The sequence below is a fragment of the Robiginitalea sediminis genome, assembly GCF_002198115.1.
GTDB classification, from domain to species: domain Bacteria; phylum Bacteroidota; class Bacteroidia; order Flavobacteriales; family Flavobacteriaceae; genus Robiginitalea; species Robiginitalea sediminis.
Genome location: NZ_NGNR01000003.1, coordinates 15878 through 35375, shown reverse-complemented (window position 1 = coordinate 35375; position 19498 = coordinate 15878). Strand labels below are relative to the sequence as shown.

Annotated in this window: 21 protein-coding genes; 14 read left to right on the top strand and 7 right to left on the bottom strand. The window is 56.8% G+C overall.

Features of this window, described 5'->3' with window-relative positions:
• The first annotated feature begins 38 nt into the window (after positions 1-38).
• The 7 genes from CA832_RS09905 (at position 39) to CA832_RS09875 (ending at position 5324) form a co-directional block, all read left to right on the top strand.
• On the top strand, positions 39-959 hold the full coding sequence (locus tag CA832_RS09905; RefSeq protein ID WP_088341467.1) for a DUF6607 family protein: 921 nt from the start codon (positions 39-41) through the stop codon (positions 957-959).
• A 106-nt stretch (positions 960-1065) separates the two neighbouring features.
• The gene (locus CA832_RS09900) at positions 1066-1563 is read left to right on the top strand and encodes a hypothetical protein (protein ID WP_143542368.1); all 498 of its coding nucleotides are present in this window, start codon (positions 1066-1068) and stop codon (positions 1561-1563) included.
• A 10-nt stretch (positions 1564-1573) separates the two neighbouring features.
• Complete coding sequence (locus tag CA832_RS09895) at positions 1574-1948, top strand: GerW family sporulation protein (RefSeq protein WP_088341465.1); 375 nt, start codon at positions 1574-1576, stop codon at positions 1946-1948.
• A 70-nt stretch (positions 1949-2018) separates the two neighbouring features.
• Positions 2019-2528 (top strand): flavodoxin domain-containing protein, encoded by a 510-nt coding sequence (locus CA832_RS09890; RefSeq protein WP_088341464.1) that lies wholly within the window; start codon positions 2019-2021, stop codon positions 2526-2528.
• A gap of 82 nt (positions 2529-2610) precedes the next feature.
• A complete protein-coding gene (locus CA832_RS09885) occupies positions 2611-3498 on the top strand; it encodes a dienelactone hydrolase family protein (protein ID WP_088341463.1) in 888 nt (295 codons plus the stop codon).
• A 36-nt stretch (positions 3499-3534) separates the two neighbouring features.
• Positions 3535-4359, top strand: a complete 825-nt coding sequence (locus CA832_RS09880) for a helix-turn-helix domain-containing protein (RefSeq protein WP_158211916.1) — start codon at positions 3535-3537, stop codon at positions 4357-4359.
• A gap of 35 nt (positions 4360-4394) precedes the next feature.
• The gene (locus tag CA832_RS09875) at positions 4395-5324 is read left to right on the top strand and encodes an amidohydrolase family protein (protein ID WP_158211915.1); all 930 of its coding nucleotides are present in this window, start codon (positions 4395-4397) and stop codon (positions 5322-5324) included.
• 11 nt (positions 5325-5335) lie between these two features.
• Here CA832_RS09875 and CA832_RS09870 read toward each other — a convergent pair whose 3' ends face one another.
• Entirely contained in the window at positions 5336-6028 is a 693-nt protein-coding gene (locus CA832_RS09870; protein ID WP_088341460.1) for an NUDIX hydrolase, read from the bottom strand.
• A 276-nt stretch (positions 6029-6304) separates the two neighbouring features.
• Here CA832_RS09870 and CA832_RS09865 point away from each other — a divergent pair, with 276 nt between their 5' ends.
• From CA832_RS09865 to CA832_RS09840, 6 genes are read left to right on the top strand one after another with little or no spacing between them, the layout of a single operon-like run.
• Entirely contained in the window at positions 6305-7852 is a 1548-nt protein-coding gene (locus CA832_RS09865) for an alpha-N-arabinofuranosidase (RefSeq protein ID WP_088341459.1), read from the top strand.
• 2 nt (positions 7853-7854) lie between these two features.
• Positions 7855-9528, top strand: coding sequence for a ribulokinase (locus tag CA832_RS09860; RefSeq protein WP_088341458.1), 1674 nt, complete (start codon positions 7855-7857; stop codon positions 9526-9528).
• A gap of 3 nt (positions 9529-9531) precedes the next feature.
• A complete protein-coding gene (locus CA832_RS09855) occupies positions 9532-10248 on the top strand; it encodes an L-ribulose-5-phosphate 4-epimerase (protein WP_088341945.1) in 717 nt (238 codons plus the stop codon).
• Positions 10245-11744: an L-arabinose isomerase gene (araA, locus tag CA832_RS09850; RefSeq protein WP_088341457.1), complete on the top strand. Its 1500-nt coding sequence runs from the start codon at positions 10245-10247 to the stop codon at positions 11742-11744. The genes CA832_RS09855 and araA overlap by 4 nt, the downstream gene beginning before the upstream one ends.
• A gap of 17 nt (positions 11745-11761) precedes the next feature.
• Positions 11762-12943 (top strand): aldose epimerase family protein, encoded by a 1182-nt coding sequence (locus CA832_RS09845; protein ID WP_088341944.1) that lies wholly within the window; start codon positions 11762-11764, stop codon positions 12941-12943.
• A 12-nt stretch (positions 12944-12955) separates the two neighbouring features.
• On the top strand, positions 12956-14575 hold the full coding sequence (locus CA832_RS09840; RefSeq protein WP_088341456.1) for a sodium:solute symporter: 1620 nt from the start codon (positions 12956-12958) through the stop codon (positions 14573-14575).
• Between the two features lie 133 nt (positions 14576-14708).
• On the opposite strand, the gene CA832_RS09835 is transcribed toward CA832_RS09840, so the two are convergent.
• Positions 14709-15047 (bottom strand): ribose-5-phosphate isomerase, encoded by a 339-nt coding sequence (locus tag CA832_RS09835; RefSeq protein ID WP_088341455.1) that lies wholly within the window; start codon positions 15045-15047, stop codon positions 14709-14711.
• Positions 15048-15211: 164 nt separating this feature from the next.
• On the opposite strand from CA832_RS09835, the gene CA832_RS09830 reads away from it, so the two are divergent.
• Positions 15212-16192 (top strand): M10 family metallopeptidase domain-containing protein, encoded by a 981-nt coding sequence (locus CA832_RS09830; RefSeq protein ID WP_088341454.1) that lies wholly within the window; start codon positions 15212-15214, stop codon positions 16190-16192.
• Positions 16193-16238: 46 nt separating this feature from the next.
• On the opposite strand, the gene CA832_RS09825 is transcribed toward CA832_RS09830, so the two are convergent.
• The 5 genes from CA832_RS09825 to CA832_RS09805 form a co-directional block, all read right to left on the bottom strand.
• Positions 16239-16604: a hypothetical protein gene (locus tag CA832_RS09825; RefSeq protein ID WP_088341453.1), complete on the bottom strand. Its 366-nt coding sequence runs from the start codon at positions 16602-16604 to the stop codon at positions 16239-16241.
• A 38-nt stretch (positions 16605-16642) separates the two neighbouring features.
• A complete protein-coding gene (locus CA832_RS09820; protein ID WP_088341452.1) occupies positions 16643-17296 on the bottom strand; it encodes a HupE/UreJ family protein in 654 nt (217 codons plus the stop codon).
• Positions 17297-17308: 12 nt separating this feature from the next.
• The gene (locus tag CA832_RS09815; protein WP_088341451.1) at positions 17309-18283 is read right to left on the bottom strand and encodes a DUF4198 domain-containing protein; all 975 of its coding nucleotides are present in this window, start codon (positions 18281-18283) and stop codon (positions 17309-17311) included.
• Positions 18284-18419: 136 nt separating this feature from the next.
• The gene (locus CA832_RS09810) at positions 18420-19097 is read right to left on the bottom strand and encodes a lysoplasmalogenase family protein (RefSeq protein ID WP_088341450.1); all 678 of its coding nucleotides are present in this window, start codon (positions 19095-19097) and stop codon (positions 18420-18422) included.
• Positions 19098-19137: 40 nt separating this feature from the next.
• A complete protein-coding gene (locus CA832_RS09805) occupies positions 19138-19479 on the bottom strand; it encodes a zinc ribbon domain-containing protein YjdM (RefSeq protein ID WP_088341449.1) in 342 nt (113 codons plus the stop codon).
• Positions 19480-19498: the final 19 nt, after the last annotated feature.

Genomic DNA, 19498 nt, shown 5'->3' with positions numbered 1-19498 from the left:
TTAGTCCAATTAAGTTTAACACAAACCTTTTAACAGCAATGAGACCATCGTTTTTTACCCTTGCACTGCTCCTGGGGACCTGCGCGGCCACAGCCCAGGACCTCAAGGATCAGGACCGTTCCGCCATCCTCGACATGTGCGGTTGCTACGAAGTGGATTTCCGGTACACCGAAACCTTTTCCCCGGACCCCGACTACGAAAAACACCCGGACTACCAGGCCAGCGGCCTGGAGTGGGTTACCCCGATTGAAGCAAGGGATAACTACATCTCCCTCCAACACCTCCTCCTGGTGGGCGGGCAAAACGTAATCAAACACTGGCGGCAGGATTGGGAATACGAAAGCCTGGCTCCTTTTGAATATACCGGCCCTTCTACCTGGCAGGTCCCCCAGCCGGCAGCAACGCCTGTCCGCGGGAGCTGGACCCAGAAAGTATACCAGGTAGACGACAGCCCCCGGTACGCCGGTACCGCCACGTGGATCCACGAAGACGGACGCCATTATTGGGAAGACAAGGCCCCTTCCCCCCTCCCCCGCCGGGAGTACACCAAGCGGTCCGATTACGACCTGATGGTACGGGGCAACCGGCACGAAATCACCGATTCCGGGTGGGTACACGAACAGGACAATGAAAAAATCCGCCAGGACACTGAGACCGGCCGCACCCTTATTGCAGAGGAAAAAGGGCGCAATACCTACCGGAAGGTGGACGATACCCGTTGCCTGGCCGCTGCCCAATGGTGGGAAGACCATAAGGCCTTCTGGGCCGGGGTGCGCCAGGCTTGGGACCAGGTACTTCGCCAGCCCGGGCAGCTCGTTCTACGCCGCCAGGTGGACGGGAAGCCCCTGCATGAGCATATGGGAGCCCTCGAGGCGCGCAATGCCTCCCAAACCGAAATAGAAGCCGTTATACGGTCCTTTGTGGATTCCCGTACCGATGGCGGGCAAACCGGCCGTTAGCCCCCAGGGCCTCCCTCCTCGGAAATAAACCTTGAAAAACAGGCTGCCTGACCCAGATCATGGTGCAGGTGGCCTGTTCTTTTTTCCTTTGCCCAAAACCGTAAACATGGCCTGGTTGGTTGTTTTGGCGCTCCTGTTGGCACTGTTGGGATATCTCCTGCTGATGCCCCTGGATCTCAAGGCAGATACGGCCACCCACAGGTTGGAACTCCGGGTCGGACATCTGGCCCGGGCGTGTCTGGAAGACGATGCAGAGGAAATCGTTCACGTTAAACTCCACGTACCCTTTGCGAGCTTTTGCTGGCGCCCGACAGACCTGATGCGGATGCGGATGAGACGCCGGCGACAAAAATCCAAAAAAAAGGCCCATGGCTCCAGAATTACCCTGAACTGGATCCGGTTGCTCCGGAGTTTCCGGGTGCGGTATTTCAGCTGGGACCTCGATACGGGTGATCCGGTCTGGAACGCCAAACTCTACCCGGTGGCCTTCCTGCTCCAGACAAGGGGGATGGGGGTCCGGGTGAATTTCTGGCACTACAACCGCCTGGCCTTTCGCATCACGAACCGACCTGTATACCTATTAAAATCAATTGTTAACCCATAAACCTTTTATCATGGAAATGCACTATGAAGAACTCCTTGGAAAGGTTACCGATTTCCTGAAATCGGAAGCCAAAACGGAAACGGTAGTGGGTGAACCCTTTAAACTGGGTGAATTCACCTGCGTACCGGTCATTAAAGTAGGCCTCGGATTCGGCTCCGGAGGCGGAGAGGGCAATGCGCCCAAAAAAGGCATGGGCCAGGGCCTTGGCGCTGGCGGTGGTGTGGGCATAGAGCCCATGGGATTCCTGGTAACCCACAAGGAGAACATCTCCTTCCTGGAAGCCGGAAAAGCCCACGGTTTGTCCGCAGCCTTTGAAAAAGTTCCGGAATTGATCGACAAATGGGCCGATATCCGCCGGAAAGAAAAAGAAGCCGAATTGGTTTAAACCCCGGCTCTTGTGAAAGTGGGCGGCCCCGGTCGGGGCCGCCCCCCGTTTAATCCCCATCAGAACACCTATGAAAACGGCCATTTACTTCTCAGGAAAATACGGGAGTACGCGCCAATACGCCACCTGGTTGCATCAGGCCACCGGGTATCCCGTATTCGATGTTGCCGCACCAGCCCCGGATCATTCCGGGTTTGAGCGGCTCATCCTGGGCACTTCCATTATAGTGGGTGCCCCTACCGTAAAAAAGTGGCTTGCGTCCCATTGGGAAACCATCCGGGAAAAACCCATCCTGCTGTTTACCGTTTCGGGAACGCCCCCCGGGCACCCCGACCTGGATACCTGGCTCGAGCGGCACCTGCCCCATGAGATGCGCAGTGCTATGGATGTGGTGGCCCTCAGGGGCAGGCTGGACCTCTCTGCGCTGCCCTTCTGGCTGCGGTGGATGCTCCGGCTGGCCGGCAAAGCCAACCAGGACCCCGAAGCCGGCAGGCGCATGCGGGAAGGCTTCGATTATATGGACAAGGCCAGCCTGGAACCCATACTCCAGTGGGCGGGCATAGAGGCGCAAACCAGCTAAGCGCATACAACGCAAGGGTTTGCCGGGCCCGGAGGAAAACACTACCTTGGAAGGAGCACAATCCTATAACCGTCCTTCCACCATGAAAAAATTGCGCAAAGAAGACATCCGTCAGGAGGTATTCGACCTCTATGACGCCTATGCACATAACCAGATCAGCCGCCGGCAGTTTATGGACAAACTGTCCACTTACGCCGTAGGCGGGATTACCGTAATGTCCCTGATGAGTTTTATCATGCCGGACTATGTGAACAAGTTACAGGTCCGCCAGGACGACCCCAGGCTACACACGGAGTACATCACGTACGAATCTGCCAAGGGCGGGGGCTCCATAAAAGGATTGCTGGCGCGTCCGGCTGCCGCGGAAGGCCCCCTTCCCGGGATTGTGGTTGTCCACGAAAACCGCGGGCTCAACCCCCATATCGAAGATGTCTGCCGCCGGGCAGCCCTGGCCGGCTACATGGCCCTGGCACCTGATGCCCTTACGCCACTGGGCGGGTACCCTGGCAATGACGACGACGGTCGTACCCTGCAACGCGAACGGGACCGGGATGAGATGCTCGAAGACTTTATCGCTGCCTTCCGGTACCTGGACACCCACCCGGGCTGTACCGGGAAGGTGGGCGTGGTCGGGTTCTGTTTTGGGGGGTGGATCTCCAATATGATGGCCGCCCGCCTGCCGGAACTCGACGCTGCCGTCCCCTTTTACGGGGGGCAGGCCCCGGAGGAAATGGTTCCTGGCATCCAGGCGCCCCTGCTTTTGCAGTATGCAGGGCTGGATGAACGGGTCAACGCCGGGTGGCCGGCCTACGAGGCAGCCCTCAAAGCCAATAACAAGGTGTACACCGCCCATATCTACCCGGACGTCAACCACGGCTTCCACAACGATACCACCCCGCGCTACGACGAGGCGGCAGCCAAGCTGGCGTGGGAACGGACCATTGCTTTCTTCGATACACATCTGAAATAAGGGGCATTGGAAGAGATCCCAATGAACACCGGGCCCATGCCGGGTATCTTCCTGCCAGCCGATCCCTTCCTAAAGACGATCGTCCGGTTTGTTGCGTTTTTGGAATTTCCCGCAGCAGACCCGGGGCTGCATATTAGCCTGTTTCCGAATTGCACCACAAACCTCAGCATCACTTTAAAGGGGGGTGTGGTCCTGGGAAACCGCCAGGCCAAGGGCAATTTTGCCTCCACTTCCTGCCTGAGTCCCATGGTGCTGGACCGGAGCCAATCTATAAGCATGTTAAACGTGCAGTTCGAGCCCTTTGGCCTACATGCCCTTCTTGGGCTACCCATGGATGAATTTGCCGACAAGCTCCCTGACCTGGACATCCTTTTTAAGGCATCCCACCTGGAGTCCCTGTACAACCAGGTTGCGGATGCCCCGAATCCTGCCGTAGCGGTCAGGGCTGTGGAAGAATTCCTGGTTAAAGCGTCCCGGGGCGTGTTGCCGGACACCCGGATCACCACAGGGGTGCGTTTGCTGCAGGGTGAGTCACGACCGGCCATGGACCGGTTGAGCCATACGCTATGCCTCAGCAACCGGGGGGTGCGAAAGCTTTTCAACAAAACCCTGGGCACATCCCCAAAACAGTACGCCAACCTGGCCCGCTTTAACCAGGCCATCCGAAAGATTGCCCTACAGCCCCGGATGCCGCTGACACAAATTGCGTACGACCTGGGGTATTTCGACCAGTCGCATTTCAATCGGGAATTCAAAAGATACTCGGGCATAACCCCAAAGGCCTTTAACAAACTCCCCGCCAAGAGTACCGAATTTTACAATTTTATCCCGGAAGGTCCCATTACCTTTGGTATGACATAAACTTCAGCTATATGAAAGCTTTAAGCCACTTCCCAATGAGATGCGCCTTGCTAATTGGGCTGTCCCTCTTGCCATTTGTTCGGGCAACAAGCCAGTCGGAGCCCTATACGGGGCCCATCATCGATATGCATGTCCATGCTTACCAGGAGCCTTCTCCCATTCTCGGAAAGCAGTTCACCAACTCGCTTACCGGCATTACCTATTCTGCCGTCCCCAGCCTGGAAGCTCACAAAGCCTGGACCTTCGCCAAGATGGCGGAACACCGTATTGTAAAGGCTGTTGTAAACTACGACCCGGAGTGGGAAGCGGAGGACCCCGAGCGCATCCTTTTAGGTAGGGGTTCCGGGGACCTGGAAACCCTCAGGCGCGGCTTTATGTCCGGAGAACTCCAGGTGATGGCAGAAATGACCGCCTACTATAGCGGGGTGCAGGCAGACGATGCCGAACTGGACCCGTATTTTGAACTGGCCGAAACCCTGGAGGTGCCGGTGGGCTACCATATTTATCCGGGTGGACCTCCCGGGGCGCTGTATGCAGGCTATTCCGGGGTGCGGGCCGAAAACGCCCACCCCATGCAAATCGAGCGGGTGCTGGTGGCCCACCCGAAATTGAAAATCTACATCATGCATGCCGGGTGGCCCTACCTGGAAGACATGAAGGCTCTGATGTACGCCCACCCGCAGCTCTATGTGGACCTGGGGGTCATCAACTGGGGGTTGCCGAAGGCAGAATTCCACAGCTTCCTCAAAGGGCTTATGGACGCCGGTTTCGGCAAGCGCATTATGTATGGGACCGACCAGATGGTCTTCCAGGGCGCCTTCGACCAGGCCATTGCCAACATCAACAGCGCGCCATTTCTGTCCCTGGAACAAAAAGCTGATATCTTCTACAACAATGCAGCCACATTCCTCGGGCTGAGTCCGGAGGAGATCGAAAAGCACCACTTGCAGGCAGGGAAAAAGTAGAGAAGCAGAGGTTAAAGCTTGAAAGAGAAGCCCTCTTCCACCTTTCTGTCGTACTTGTCCTTGTCGAAGGTATACAGGTAAGCGCCTTTGCGCGCCACGGTCATGTCCTTCTCGTCGAGACGGATAAGCACGTCCAGGGATTTGAACTTGTTGATAAAGTTGCGCTTGTCCAGCTCCTTGTCCAGGATGCATTCATAGAGGGTTTGAAGCTGCCGCATGGTAAATTTGTCCGGCAGGAGCTCAAAACCAATTGGCATGGTCAGGGCCCTGCGGCGCAGGCGGGCCACTGCCTTGGCCACCATCTTGTTGTGGTCGAATATCAGGTCCGGGGCATCGCTGAGGGGAAACCACCTGGCTGTTTCGAGCTGTACGCCTTCAAACTGATGAGATGCCACATCTATCAGGGCAAAATAGGCAACCGAAATCGTACGCTGCCCGGGGTCCCTGTCTACCTTGCTGTAGGTGTAGAGCTGTTCCATATAGATGTCGCCCAGCCCGGTGAGGTTCTGCAAAACGCGGGTGGCCGCCTGGTCCAGGTCCTCGGCCTTCTTCATGAACCCGCCTATGAGCGACCATTTGCCCATTTCAGGTTCCATGTTGCGGCGTACCAGCAGTATCTTAAGTTCCCCGTTGTCGAAACCGAAAATAATACAGTCTACTGCCAGCAGTACCTTATCCTCAGACTTATAGTATTTTAATCCCATGCGATGGTCGTATACAAGGTATGGGTGGCACCAGGGTAACCTCCCATGACCTTTACGGCCAATATAGCAAAATGATCCTGCATCCGCACTTTCGCGCAGGAAAATTTGGAGGGAACCCATTCTTTGCTTACATTTAAAATGTATCAAATACACTTAAGGAGAGACTTGTTCAGCTTTCTGAATCCGTAGCTCATTTTGAATTAGTATTTTTCAGTTTAGTTAACTTCCTGAAGCCGTGGTCTTTCCACGGCTTCTACCTTCAAAAAACCTCCACTTATGGGCATACGAAAATGGGGTTATACCCTGGGGGCCACCCTATCCATATTAATGGCTTCCGGCCAGGAAACGACCCGGATAACCCTGTCGGACGGGCCCGGGAAAACCGTCATCAGCCGGCATATCTACGGCCACTTCGCCGAACACCTTGGCCGGTGCATCTACGGAGGGTTTTATGTGGGGGAGCAAAGCCCCATCCCCAATACGGCAGGGGTGCGAAACGACATCGTGCAGGCCCTGCGGGACCTGGACATCCCCAACCTCCGCTGGCCCGGGGGCTGTTTTGCAGACACCTACCACTGGAAGGATGGCATCGGTCCCAAAGCCGGGCGCCCCACAATTGTGAATACCTGGTGGGGCGGGGTCACGGAAGACAACAGCTTTGGTACCCACGAATTCCTCAACCTTTGCGAACTACTGGAGACGGAACCCTATATTTCCGGGAACGTGGGCAGTGGCACGGTACAGGAACTGGCAGACTGGGTGCAATACACCAATTTTAACGGCACCAGCCCCATGTCGGACCTCCGGGCTAAAAATGGACGCGAAACCCCGTGGGGGGTGAAATACTGGGGTATTGGCAACGAGGCCTGGGGCTGTGGCGGGCATATGCGCCCCGAATACTATGCCGACATCTACCGGCAATACGCCACCTTTATGTCCGATGCCGGGATGGAAGGCGGTATTTATAAAATCGCCTCTGGCGCTAGCGATGCAGACTACAACTGGACGGAGGTCCTGATGCGGGACATCCCGCACCGCATGCTCAATGCCGTAGCCCTGCACCACTATTCGGTGATCGACTGGTCGGCCAAAAGTTCCTCCACCCGGTTTACAGAAACCGACTACTTCAAAACCATGCAGAAATCCTGGCTCATGGATGAACTTATCCGCGAGCATTCCGCCATCATGGACCGGTACGATCCGGAGGGGAAGGTAGATCTGATCGTCGATGAATGGGGAGGCTGGTACGACGTGGTAGACGGGACCAACCCCGGGTTCCTTTTCCAGCAAAACACCATGCGCGATGCCATGATTGCCGGGATGGTGCTCAACATTTTCAACAACCACGCACGGCGCGTTAAAATGGCCAACCTGGCCCAGACGGTCAATGTCCTGCAGGCGGTTATCCTGACCGAAGAGGAAAAAATGCTCCTGACCCCAACCTACCATGTGATGCGCATGTATAAGGTGCACCAGGATGCCACCTTGCTCCCGGTGGAGTTTGATGCCCCCTCCTATAGCATGGGGGAGGAATCCTTGCCCGCCCTGTCGGTTTCGGCTTCCAGGTCTGAGAACGGGGCCATGAGTCTCTCCTTGGTGAACATCCACGCCTCCGAGGCCCAGAAGGTGGAAATAGACCTCTCCGGGCAAGGGGTTTCAGGTTTTACTGCCGAAATCCTGTCGTCTGACAACCTCCAGGACCACAATACCTTTGAGGACCCCGAAAACATAAAACCAAAAGCCTTTACGGATTTCAAGCTCCAAAATGGGGTGCTCCGGATGGAACTCCCGCCGTTTTCCGTAATAGTCCTGACTTCCGAATAGGCATGAAAACGTATACCCTCGGCCTGGACTTTGGTACCGACTCGGTTCGGGCCGTATTGGTGGATACCGATACGGGCACCGAACAGGCGGCCGCTGTATTTCATTACCCCAGGTGGGCCAAAGGACTCTATTGCCATGCGCCTTCCAACCGCTATCGGCAGCACCCCCTGGACCACCTGGAAGGGATGGAAGCGACCGTCCGCAGCGTTATGGAGCAAAGCGGGGTCCCGAAAGCCAGCGTTAAAGGGCTATGCGTGGATACCACCGGCTCCTCCCCCCTCCCCGTTACCCGGGAAGGAACCCCCCTGGCTTTGACCGAGACGTTTTCGGAAAACCCGAATGCCATGGTCGTCCTGTGGAAAGACCATACGGCCCTGGCCGAGGCAGAAGCCATCAACAACCTGGCGAGGGTGTGGGATGGCCCGGACTTCACGCAGTTTGTGGGCGGGATTTATTCCTCGGAATGGTTCTGGGCCAAAATCATGCATATCACGGCTACAGACCCGGATGTTGGGGAAGCCGCCTGGAGTTGGATGGAACACTGCGACCTGATGACCTACCTCCTGGTAGGCGGTGGCGACCTGCAATCCTTTAAACACAGCCGCTGCGCTGCCGGCCACAAGGCGATGTGGCACGAGTCCTGGGGCGGGCTCCCGTCCAAGGCCTTCCTGGATGCCCTGCACCCCGGCCTGGGCAGCCTCCGGGATCGCCTTTACACCCATTCCCATACTTCCGATGAAAGCGCCGGCGGATTGTGCCCCGAGTGGGCCGGGAGGCTGGGGCTGAACCCCGGCATCGCCGTGGCCGTGGGTACCTTCGATGCCCATGCGGGGGCTGTGGGAGCCGGAATCGGGCCGCATGCGCTGGTGCGGGTCATGGGCACCTCCACCTGCGATATCATGGTAAGCGATGCCCCGGAACTGGCGACGAAAGCCGTCCGCGGTATTTGCGGACAGGTTAACGGGTCGGTCATCCCCGGGAAAATTGGGCTGGAAGCCGGGCAGTCGGCCTTTGGCGACCTTTTGGCCTGGTTCGGGGGCGTGGTGGCCTGGCCCCTGGAACACCTGGTGTATAACCACCCTGTACTGGATGAATCCCAACGCCTCGCCCTGAGGGAAGACCTGGAGCATAACCTGTTGGAGGAGCTCTCCCGCGCTGCCGAAGCAATCCCATTGGAGGAAGCCATCCCCATTGCCCTGGACTGGATCAACGGGCGCCGCAGCCCGGATGCCCACCAGGGGCTCCAAAGTGCCATGGCCTGCCTCAGCCTGGGCAGTTCGGCCCCCCATATTTTCCTGGCTCTGGTGCACGCCATTTGTTTCGGTTCCAAAAAGATTGTAGACCGCTTCGAGGAGGAAGGGGTCCGGATAGACCAGGTCATCGGCATTGGAGGGGTGGCCCGCAAATCGTCTCTGATCATGCAGACCCTGGCCGACGTCCTGGACCGGCCCATCCGGGTAGCCGCCTCCGACCATGCACCTGCCCTGGGGGCTGCCATTTACGCTGCCGTGGCGGCAGGTATATACCCCGATGTGGGCACTGCAGCAGCGCGGATGGGTAGCCCCATCGAAAAACAATACAGCCCAAGGCCGAAGGCCGCGGCCACCCTCAAAGACCGCATGAAGCACTACGAGCAACTGGGGGCGCTTGCCGCCTCCCTGACCCAAAATTCCTGAATGATGGCATTTCCCTATTCCGAACTGCGCGAAGCCTGTTACCAGGCCAATATGGAACTCCAGGCCAGGGGGCTTGTGCTTCGCACTTTTGGAAACGTAAGCGCGGCGGACCGCGACAAAGGGGTCTTTGCCATTAAACCCAGTGGGGTACCCTATCCGGAGCTCAGGCCTTCGGACATGGTGGTGGTGGATTTCGACAATACGGTGGTAGACGGGCACCTGAGGCCTTCCTCGGATACCCCCACCCACAGCCTCTTGTACAAAAGCTGGGAAGACCTGGGCGGGATTGCACACTGCCACGCCACCTATTCAGTGGCCTGGGCGCAAGCCCTGAAAGACATCCCTATTTTGGGGACCACCCATGCAGACCATCTTACGACGGACATCCCATGTACCCCGCCTATGGAAGACCGGCTGATCCGGGGAGACTACGAACACAATACCGGGGTTCAGATCCTGGAGTGTTTCCGGGACCGAAACCTGGACCCGCGGGAAGTGGAAATGGTCCTCGTGGGCAGCCATGGGCCCTTCGCCTGGGGAGAAGACCCCCTGAAGGCCGTCTACAACAGTGAGGTCCTGGAGGCCATTGCCCGTATGGCGAGCCTTACCCTGCAACTCAACCCGGGGGTTCCCCGGTTGAAAGAAACCCTGATCCAAAAACACTACGACCGCAAACACGGCCCGGGCGCCTATTACGGTCAGCAAAAACCCAATTCATGATACCCGAAACACCCGAAATCTGGTGGGTAACCGGCAGCCAGCACCTTTACGGACCAGAAACCCTGGAAAAAGTAAAGGCGCACTCCGAAACCATGGTGAAACAGTGGAACGCCAGTGGGCGGTTCCCCTTCCGGATTGTTTTTAAAGGCGTCCTGACCCATACGGAAGCCATTACGGAAAGGTGCCAACAGGCTAACGCAACCCCATCCTGCGTGGGCCTGCTGGCGTGGATGCACACCTTCTCCCCGTCCAAGATGTGGATGCAGGGCATCCGCCTGCTGGATAAACCCCTCTGCCATTTACACACGCAGTTCCACACGGAAATCCCCTGGGGGGAGATCGATATGGATTTTATGAACCTCAACCAGGCAGCACACGGGGACCGCGAATTCGGCTATATGCTGACTCACCTGAACAAGGCCCGGAAAACCGTTGTGGGCCACTGGGAAGACCCTGAGGTCATGGGCAGGGTGGCGGTCTGGAGCCGGGCGGCCTATGGTTGCGAAGCGCTGCGCGGCCTGAAAGTGGCCCGGATCGGAGACAATATGCGGCAGGTTGCCGTGACCGAAGGCGACAAGGTTGCCGCCCAGTTGAAATTCGGGATGTCCGTGGAAGCCTACGACACTGACGACCTGCTGGGGTGTATGCCAGGGGAGGGATCTTCGGCAATTGAAGACCTGGCGGCCCTTTATGAGGCCGAATATGAGGTGTCTCCCGAACTGAAACGCGGGGGTGCGCGCCATGACGCCCTGCTTGAAGCGGCCCGTATAGAGCTGGGCATCAGACAGTTTATGCAGACCGGTGGCTTTGGCGCCATCACCGACACCTTCGAGAACCTTGGCGGTTTGAGGCAGCTCCCGGGAATAGCGGTGCAGCGGCTTATGGCAGATGGTTACGGGTTCGCAGCCGAAGGGGACTGGAAAACAGCCGGGCTGCTCTATGCCATGAAAACCATGGCAAGGGGCCTGGAAGGCGGGACCTCTTTTATGGAAGATTACACCTACCACTTCGAAGGGGGCAAAGGCTATGTGCTGGGCTCCCATATGCTTGAAATCTGCCCGAGTATCGCGGCGGGAAAACCGAGTTGTGAAATCCACCCCCTGGCCATCGGAAACAGGGAAGACCCGGTGCGCCTGGTCTTTACTGCCGGGGCCGGCCCGGCCCTGAATGCCAGTTTGGTGGACCTGGGCGGGCGATTCCGCCTGCTGGCCAACCAGGTCATGGCCCTTCCCCCAAGGGAAGCCCTCCCCAACCTGCCCACCCCCAGGGCTTTCTGGGAGCCCCTGCCGGACCTGAAGACATCTGCCGGTTGCTGGCTGGCGGGTGGGGGTTCGCACCATACGGTATATACCCAGGCCCTAACCCTGGAGTATTTGGAGGATTTCGCCGATTTTTTCGATATTGAACTCCTGTGCATCGATGCACAGACCCGGCTTGCGGATTTTAATACCCGCCTGAGGGCCAACGCGGCCTATTTCGGCAGGAAACAACCTTAATGGCAATGACCCGGAACATGAGAAGAATCGCATCCCCTGGAATCCTCCTGCTGCTTTTGTTGGGCGGCCTGGCTTTGGGTTGCCAGGGCAAGCAAAAAAAGGCAGATACGGAAAATTCAATGGCTAAGAAACAACCGCCCCCCGGTATAGAAACATCCTTTTTCGGACACTTCCCTGCAGGCGGGCAGGTAATGCGTTACCGCCTGCGAAACGCCAACGGCATGGAGGTGGATATCCTCAATTACGGCGGGATCATTACCCGGTGGACCGCCCCGGACCGGAACGGGAACTACCAGGATGTGGTCATCGGCTTCGACCGTATGGCCCCGTACCTGCAGCGGCATCCTTACTTCGGGGCTCTCATAGGAAGGTACGGGAACCGCATTGCAAAGGGTACCTTTACCCTGGAGGGGAACACCTATTCCCTGGCACGCAACAACGGGGAGAACCACCTCCACGGTGGGGAAAACGGTTTCGACCGCGTCCTGTGGGAAGCCCAGAACGAAACCCGGGGGGATACCCTGATACTTCACCTGGACTATCTGAGCCCGGACGGGGAGGAAGGCTACCCCGGCAACCTCAAAACCCGGGTCACCTACCGCCTGGCTCCGGACAATACCCTTGTAGTGGACTACCAGGCGACTACAGATGCGCCCACCGTGGTTAACCTGACCCAGCACACCTATTTCAACCTTTCCGGCGATTTTACCCGGGATATCACCGACCACGAACTCACCCTCGATGCCCCGGCCTATTTGCCTGTGGACGACGGCCTGATCCCCACCGGAGAGCAACGCCCGGTGGTCGGGACGCCTTTTGACTTTACCGCTGCCAAGGCCATCGGGAGGGATATCGATGCCGAAGACCCTCAGTTGGGCGTTGGCGGCGGGTACGACCACTGCTGGGTCCTGCGTGAGGACCGGGATATAAGTAACGCAGCTGCTACGGCTTACCACCCGGAAAGCGGAAGGGTCCTGGAGGTCCTAACAGAAGAACCGGGCATCCAGGTCTACACCTCTAATTTCCTGGATGGCAGCCTGCCTGCCAAGGGCGGGGGCTACTACCCCTTCCGTGCCGGGCTGTGCCTGGAAACCCAGCACTTCCCGGACTCACCCAACCGCCCGGAGTTCCCCTCCACACGGTTGGACCCGGGGCAAACCTACCATACGCGTACCTCATTCCGGTTTTCAACCCGATAACAACCCCTGCCCATGCAAATGCTCGATTCCCTCGACTGGATTACCATCTCGGTTTATTTCCTGATCCTGCTCGGTATAGCCATATGGGTTATCCGGCGTAAGAAGGAAAATACCGAGGACTATTTCCTGGCCGGCCGCAATGTGGGGTGGTTTGTAGTAGGCGCCTCCATTTTTGCCTCCAACATCGGCTCCGAACACGTGGTGGGACTGGCGGGGACAGGCGCCAGCAATAAACTCCCCATGCTGATCTATGAAATCCATGCCTGGATCGTACTGCTGCTGGGATGGGTGTTCCTGCCCTTTTATTCCCGGGCCGGGGTCTTTACCATGCCGGAATTCCTCGAAAAGCGCTTCGATGCCCGCAGCCGGTGGATCCTCTCCATCTTTTCCATAGCAGCCTACGTTCTGACCAAAATCTCGGTTACCATCTACGCCGGGGGGGTAGTGGTTTCTGCCCTGCTGGGAATCGATTTCTGGACCGGTGCCATCGCTACCGTAATCCTAACAGGCATCTACACCGTCCTGGGCGGGATGCGGGCCGTTGTTTATACCGAAACCCTACAGGCCGTTGTCCTGGTTCTCGGGGCGGCCGCCCTGACCGCCATTGGCCTGGACCACGTGGGCGGGTGGGAGAGCATGAAACAGACCGTTACCCCGGAATACCTTAACATGTGGCGCAGCGCCCAGGACCCGGACTTTCCCTGGCCCTGGCTGGTCATTGCCAGTACGGTAGTGGGTATCTGGTACTGGTGTACGGACCAGTATATCGTACAGCGTGCCCTGACGGCCAGGAACCTAAAGGAGGCCCGCAGGGGTACGATCTTCGGGGCCCTGCTGAAACTCATGCCCGTTTTCCTGTTCCTGATTCCCGGGGTCATTGCCCTGACCCTGAAGATGCGGGGCGAGCTCCATTGGGACAGCCCGGACCAGGCTTTTCCCGTTTTAATGAGCAATTTGCTTCCCTCAGGCCTCAGGGGGCTGGTAGCCGCAGGCCTCCTGGCTGCCCTGATGAGTAGTCTGGCCTCGGTCTTCAATTCGTGTTCCACGCTGTTCACGGTGGATATTTATAAGAAATTACGGCCAAATGCCCCCGAAAAGAAACTGGTGCGTACCGGGCAGATTGCCACGGGTATCGTGGTACTTATCGGCATTGTCTGGATCCCGATCATGGCCAATATCTCCGGGGTTTTATACGAGTACCTGCAGAGTGTGCAATCCTATATCTCCCCCCCTATTGCCGCGGTATTCCTGCTTGGGATTTTCTATAAGCGCATCAATGCCCAGGGGGCTTTTGTGACCCTTATTTCCGGGTTTGTTATCGCCGCCCTTCGCATTGGCCTGGAACTGGCTAAGGATTCTTTTGCGCCCGGCAGCCTGCTCCACACCCTGGGGGACACCAACTTCCTAATCTTCGCCTCCTGGTTTTTCCTGTTCTGCATGGCCTTGCTGGTGGTGGTGAGCCTGCTGACCCCTGCCCCCTCGGAAGCCCAGGTCCGGAACCTTACCTATGCCACCATTACCCCGGAGGAGCGGCAGCGCAACAAAAGCAGCTATAACTGGAAGGATATCGTGGTCTCCGCTATCATCGTGGCCATTGTGATCGGGGTAATGGTGACCTTTAACGGGGAATAAACCAAGATTGAGTGAGGCCTGAAAGGGTCTTGCAGGGAGGCCGTTTATCTTGTACCCGGGTGGGAGGGATTCCACCCCCCCAATTTTATCCCTGCTCAAGCCGTTTTCCTCCTAAACGAAGGCGAGGGAACAACTAATTATACCACACCGCATACTTCTGCCGCCGGAGTTGCAGGGCCAGTCGGGCTTCCATGGCCAGGGCTTCTTCCCGCGTTTTCATCGGGGGGATGTGGTTGTAAAGCGAAGGCCTGAGGTACATCCCATAGCGTTCCACCAGCTTTGCCGACAATTTGTGCCCTTTCCGGTTCACATACCCCGTTTTATGCTGGGCAAACCGCTCCCTGGGGTCCTTGCTGGTCATCCCCACGTACAGGCATTGCAACACCCCGTTAAACTGGGGGTTGGCCTCCCGGAAACGCCGGTCTTCGGTGTACACCCGTTTGGAGAGTTCAATGACGTAGACGCGGTACATGCTTCAGGTGGATTTGTGGCCAGGAGTCTCTCGGCACTGGCAAGATACTATACGTTGATAAAATGACCCGCAGCCCTATTGCACTGTTTCGGGGAATTCCCTAATATCAGGATCGCAAAACCTAACCAACCCTTTTTCGTTTAACAATAAAAACCAAGAACACGATGAAAAAACCAAAATTATTATTGTTGGCTGCAGCTGCCCTGTTGGTGGCGTGCCAGTCCGAGGACGTCAACGAGAACCCCACGGCCACCTATGCGTTGGGGGAACTTAAAATGGTAGAGGTAGACATCCCTGGCGTGGACGGATTGAAAGGCAACGGTTTCCAGGCAAGCAAGGGCAAGAATCTGAAAGGCGCTGCCACCCAGATCAATCAGATGCTGGAACCTTATGGGGTGCAACTGGAGAAAATGGAGTATTATTCCATAGATGGTGCCGGGAAAACGGTTTTCTTTTCGGACCGTGGCAACAAGCAACTATCCTCAGACTATGTGCCCAATGACCCCAGGAACCTGGGAGGGCTTGCCGTACCGTATCTTATAGACGGCACCCAACTCAACACCGCATCCGGATTTAATACGCTGCAGCCCATTGTGGATGTCATGGACACCTGGGCCAATGTAACCTGTTCCAGTGGTCTGGATATCCCCTTTGGAGGGGTTTCAGGGGCAGACATTGGGTTTGTTTCGAATGTTTTCTTTGGTTTTGGCGGAAGCAACGGGTTCTTCCCCGGGGTAATCGTGCATGCCGGAACCCTGCCCAAAGCGTTTTTTGATGCCATCGCACCGGGAGGAGGTAATGGTATCCTCGGGGTTACCTTCACCCTGACCTGGACAGATGATATCAACGGCGACGGCAAAGGCGATGTGGCCATAAAAGAAATCTACTATAATGACGCCTTTAACTGGCAGGATCGGGTGGCTACCGGCACCGGGATAGACTTCCAGACCGTGGCCCTGCACGAGGTGGGCCATGCCCTGAGCCAGGCACACTTCGGAAAACTCTCGCGTACAGAGGCCAACGGCAAACTACACTTCTCCCCCCGTGCCCTCATGAACGCCGGGTACACCGGGGTTAATCGGGTGGTGGAAAAAACCGACCAGGCCGGCCACTGCAGCAATTGGAGTAACTGGCCCAACAACTAATCCGGAAACGGCACCAACACCAAGCCCCTCAATTGAGGGGCTTTTTTTAGGTCCATTCCGCATCCAGCCCGCGCAAGGCCTCTTCCAGCTGTTCCCTGCCCTGGGGGTCCAGGATCTCCCCGTTGATTTTGAATTTTCCGCCCGGATGGTGCAGGATGAAGTCTCCCGCAAATTTCCGGATATGGGTGATCTTAGAAAGGGTTACCGATTTGCCAAACGGCCCGTTTATCTTCAGAATCCCCTCTGCCAAAGTTAAATACTTGAAATGCCACATGTAGAGGAAGGTGAGCAGGTACGCGCCAGAAATCACGAACCAGCCATAGTCGATCCAATTCACCTTCTCGCTAAACCAGACCTGGCCGAAACCCCACAGTAGCCAAAGCACTCCTGTGCCGAGGTTGACGTAAAGCATTCGTTTGCGATACGGAAATGTCAAAGCTTCCCTTTCCATTATGACGTAATATATCCATAAACCTGGTAAACAAACAACGCCACCCCTGCAACCACCAGATAGGTGTTCGCCGCCTTGTAAAAGGACTCATAAGTCTTGTGCCCCTGCCATTGCCGGATGAGGAACACAATCGGGATTAGGGCTGCTACCTGCCCCAGCTCCACCCCGAGGTTAAAGCACAGGATTTTGGCCAGGAACCCATCGGCGCCTATATCGAAGGACTGCAGGCGGGTGGACAGGCCAAAGCCATGGATAAGGCCAAAGAGGAATACCATGGCCAGTAAATTGGGCGACTTGCTCCCAAAGCCGCCCAGGTTTTCGAACCCCTTATAGCATACGCTCAGGGCAATCACAGCATCCACAAGGTGCTCATCGGCCCGGATTCCCAAATAGGTGGCCCCGGTAAGGGTGATGCTGTGTCCTATGGTGAAAACAGTGATGAAGAGCAGGATATCCCGGTACCCCTTCAGGTAAAAAATAACCCCGGCCAGAAATAGTAGGTGGTCGTATCCGGTTACCATGTGCTTGGCCCCTACCCAGATATAGGCCAGCAGGCCTCCCGCATCCAGTACAGCCTGGTCCGAGGCATCCACTCCGTGTGCCAGCAGGGTGAGGGGCACAAATACAAGGAAAAGGGTCAGAAGCGCTTTCAAACTGTCAGCGGGTTATTTCTTGCGTCGGAACCAAAAAAACAGCACTACCAACAACACCAGGCTGCCAATCCAAAAGACGGTAGCCGGGAAGCCATCTGAGTCCGCGTGCTCGTGCCCGCCATCGTCGTGGCTGTGCCCCTGGCCCACCCCAAAGGCGAGGGTGGCCCAATTGGAAATATGTGTGTAGCCCTCCTGCTGGGTGGTAACCATCCGGATGGTGCGCAAGTACCAGGCCCCTTCTTCGGAAAGGGTAAAACGGATAATCCCCTGTTCATCGGTACGGTGCTCTTCAATGCCGGCATGCGAATGGGTTTCCCCTCCCTCGGAGGGGTGCTCGTGGTCTGCAGCCTCCCCGTGGGAATGCGCCTCGGACTGGTATCCGACGTAAACCAACTGGTTGGCCAGGGGTTCCCCCTCCCACAGCAGGCGAACCGCCAGTTCATGGCCCGGGTGCAGGTCGTATGGGTTTTCCAGGGGGATAAACTCCAACGGATACCCCAGGGGGGTATTCCAGTCCTTCGTACGCTCGTCCCCTACCTGAAACAGCACTTTAACATGCTTGCTGTACTCCTCTACGGCATCCTCCTCCAGGAGGCCTCCTTCCCTGCGCTGCTCCAGCATATCCAACACCCCGTCATGCTCCAGATAATCGTTAAAAGCCTCCGCTTCCAATTCGATCTTCCGGGGGTGGATGGAAACCCCCGCCACCCAGGTACCCGGGGCACCTGTGGTCAGGTGGAGCAGGGTTGCTCCATCCTTCTCGCTCCACTGGGCAGAATCCACAGCAGTTCGCACCCCATTCCCCAAAAGGCTTGCATCCCGCATGCGGGAACGGTCAATGGCATTCTCACTTTTGTCGTAGGTACCGTTGAACAGCTGAATGGTCGCCTCCGTGTTGGGCTCCAGGAAGTAGGTATCGAGCTTGAGGAACATGTCGTGGCTGCAAAACAGCAACAACCCCAGCAGGGGAAATATGTACTTTCTCATCTTTGTAGGTCTCTTTGCTGCAATATCGGAATATCACCCCTAAAATATAAGGCTTGCCCCTGTTAAAATCGGCTTCGCCGGAGGCTTTCAGGAAACTGGATAGCTCCACAATCCGAACGGGAGATTTTATTGTCAATTATACCAAAGGCACCCTTGGTTTCTCGGGCGTCCATCCGGTCCAAACGGCAAGGGTCACCAGGATATGCGCCAGGTAATAGGTGGGCAGGATCAGAAAATCCCAATCCGTATAGGCCATAAATTCCCGGAATGCGATCAGGGTATCCGAAAAGAGGATCAGGGCAATCCCGCCAACAAAAAGATTCCGTGAAAGACCTTTGGGCATAATCCCCCAGGCGGCCCCCATCGAGAAACAGGACACAAAGAGGTAAGCCAGGGCAGACCACATCAGGACCGGGTCCGAAATGCCCCCGTAGAGGGAGGTAAAGAAAAATACCAGGTACCCGCCGCAGAACAGGAGGGTAACCGGCCAGTGCAACCGGCCGTGGTAAATGGCATACCCCAGGTACCCGAGGTGGGCCAGGAAGAAAAAACCGATCCCGAAAACAAACATCATCCCGCTCCCGTCCCGGTGGGACAGGAAATAGTCCCCAATAATAGAATAGAGGAACGCCCCAGCCACCATCCAGAGATCTGCCCGTTTAAAGCCCCCGGGCGCCATCAGTACCAGCATAACCAGGATCCCTATGCCGGCCGAACCGGATTTAAACAGGAATTCTCCGGTGCTAAAAGCCAGGCCGGCGGTTATCAACTGGCCTGCTACAAGGGCTCCGATCAACGTCTTATTCGGTTTCATAGGCGGTTATTTTTGGCTTTTCGGGCCATGGTTTTAAAAGTTACCCCTTGCGGACAAATTCACTCTTGAGGGCCATGGCGCCAAAGCCGTCAATTTTACAATCGATGTTGTGGTCTCCTTCCACCAGGCGGATGTTCTTTACCTTGGTTCCCACCTTAACGGGGCCGGAAGCGCCCTTTACGGGCAAATCCCTGATCACGATAACCGTGTCCCCATCCTGGAGGAGGTTTCCGTTGGAATCCCGCACCTGAGGGCCGGATGCCTCGGCTACTGCAGCAGGGTCCCATTCGTGCCCGCACTCGGGGCAGGCATACAGGTCTTCGCGGGAAAAATATCCGTAGGGGGATTCGCATCGCGGGCAGGGGAGCATGGTATCGGACATGATTCTGTTCTTGGTTTTG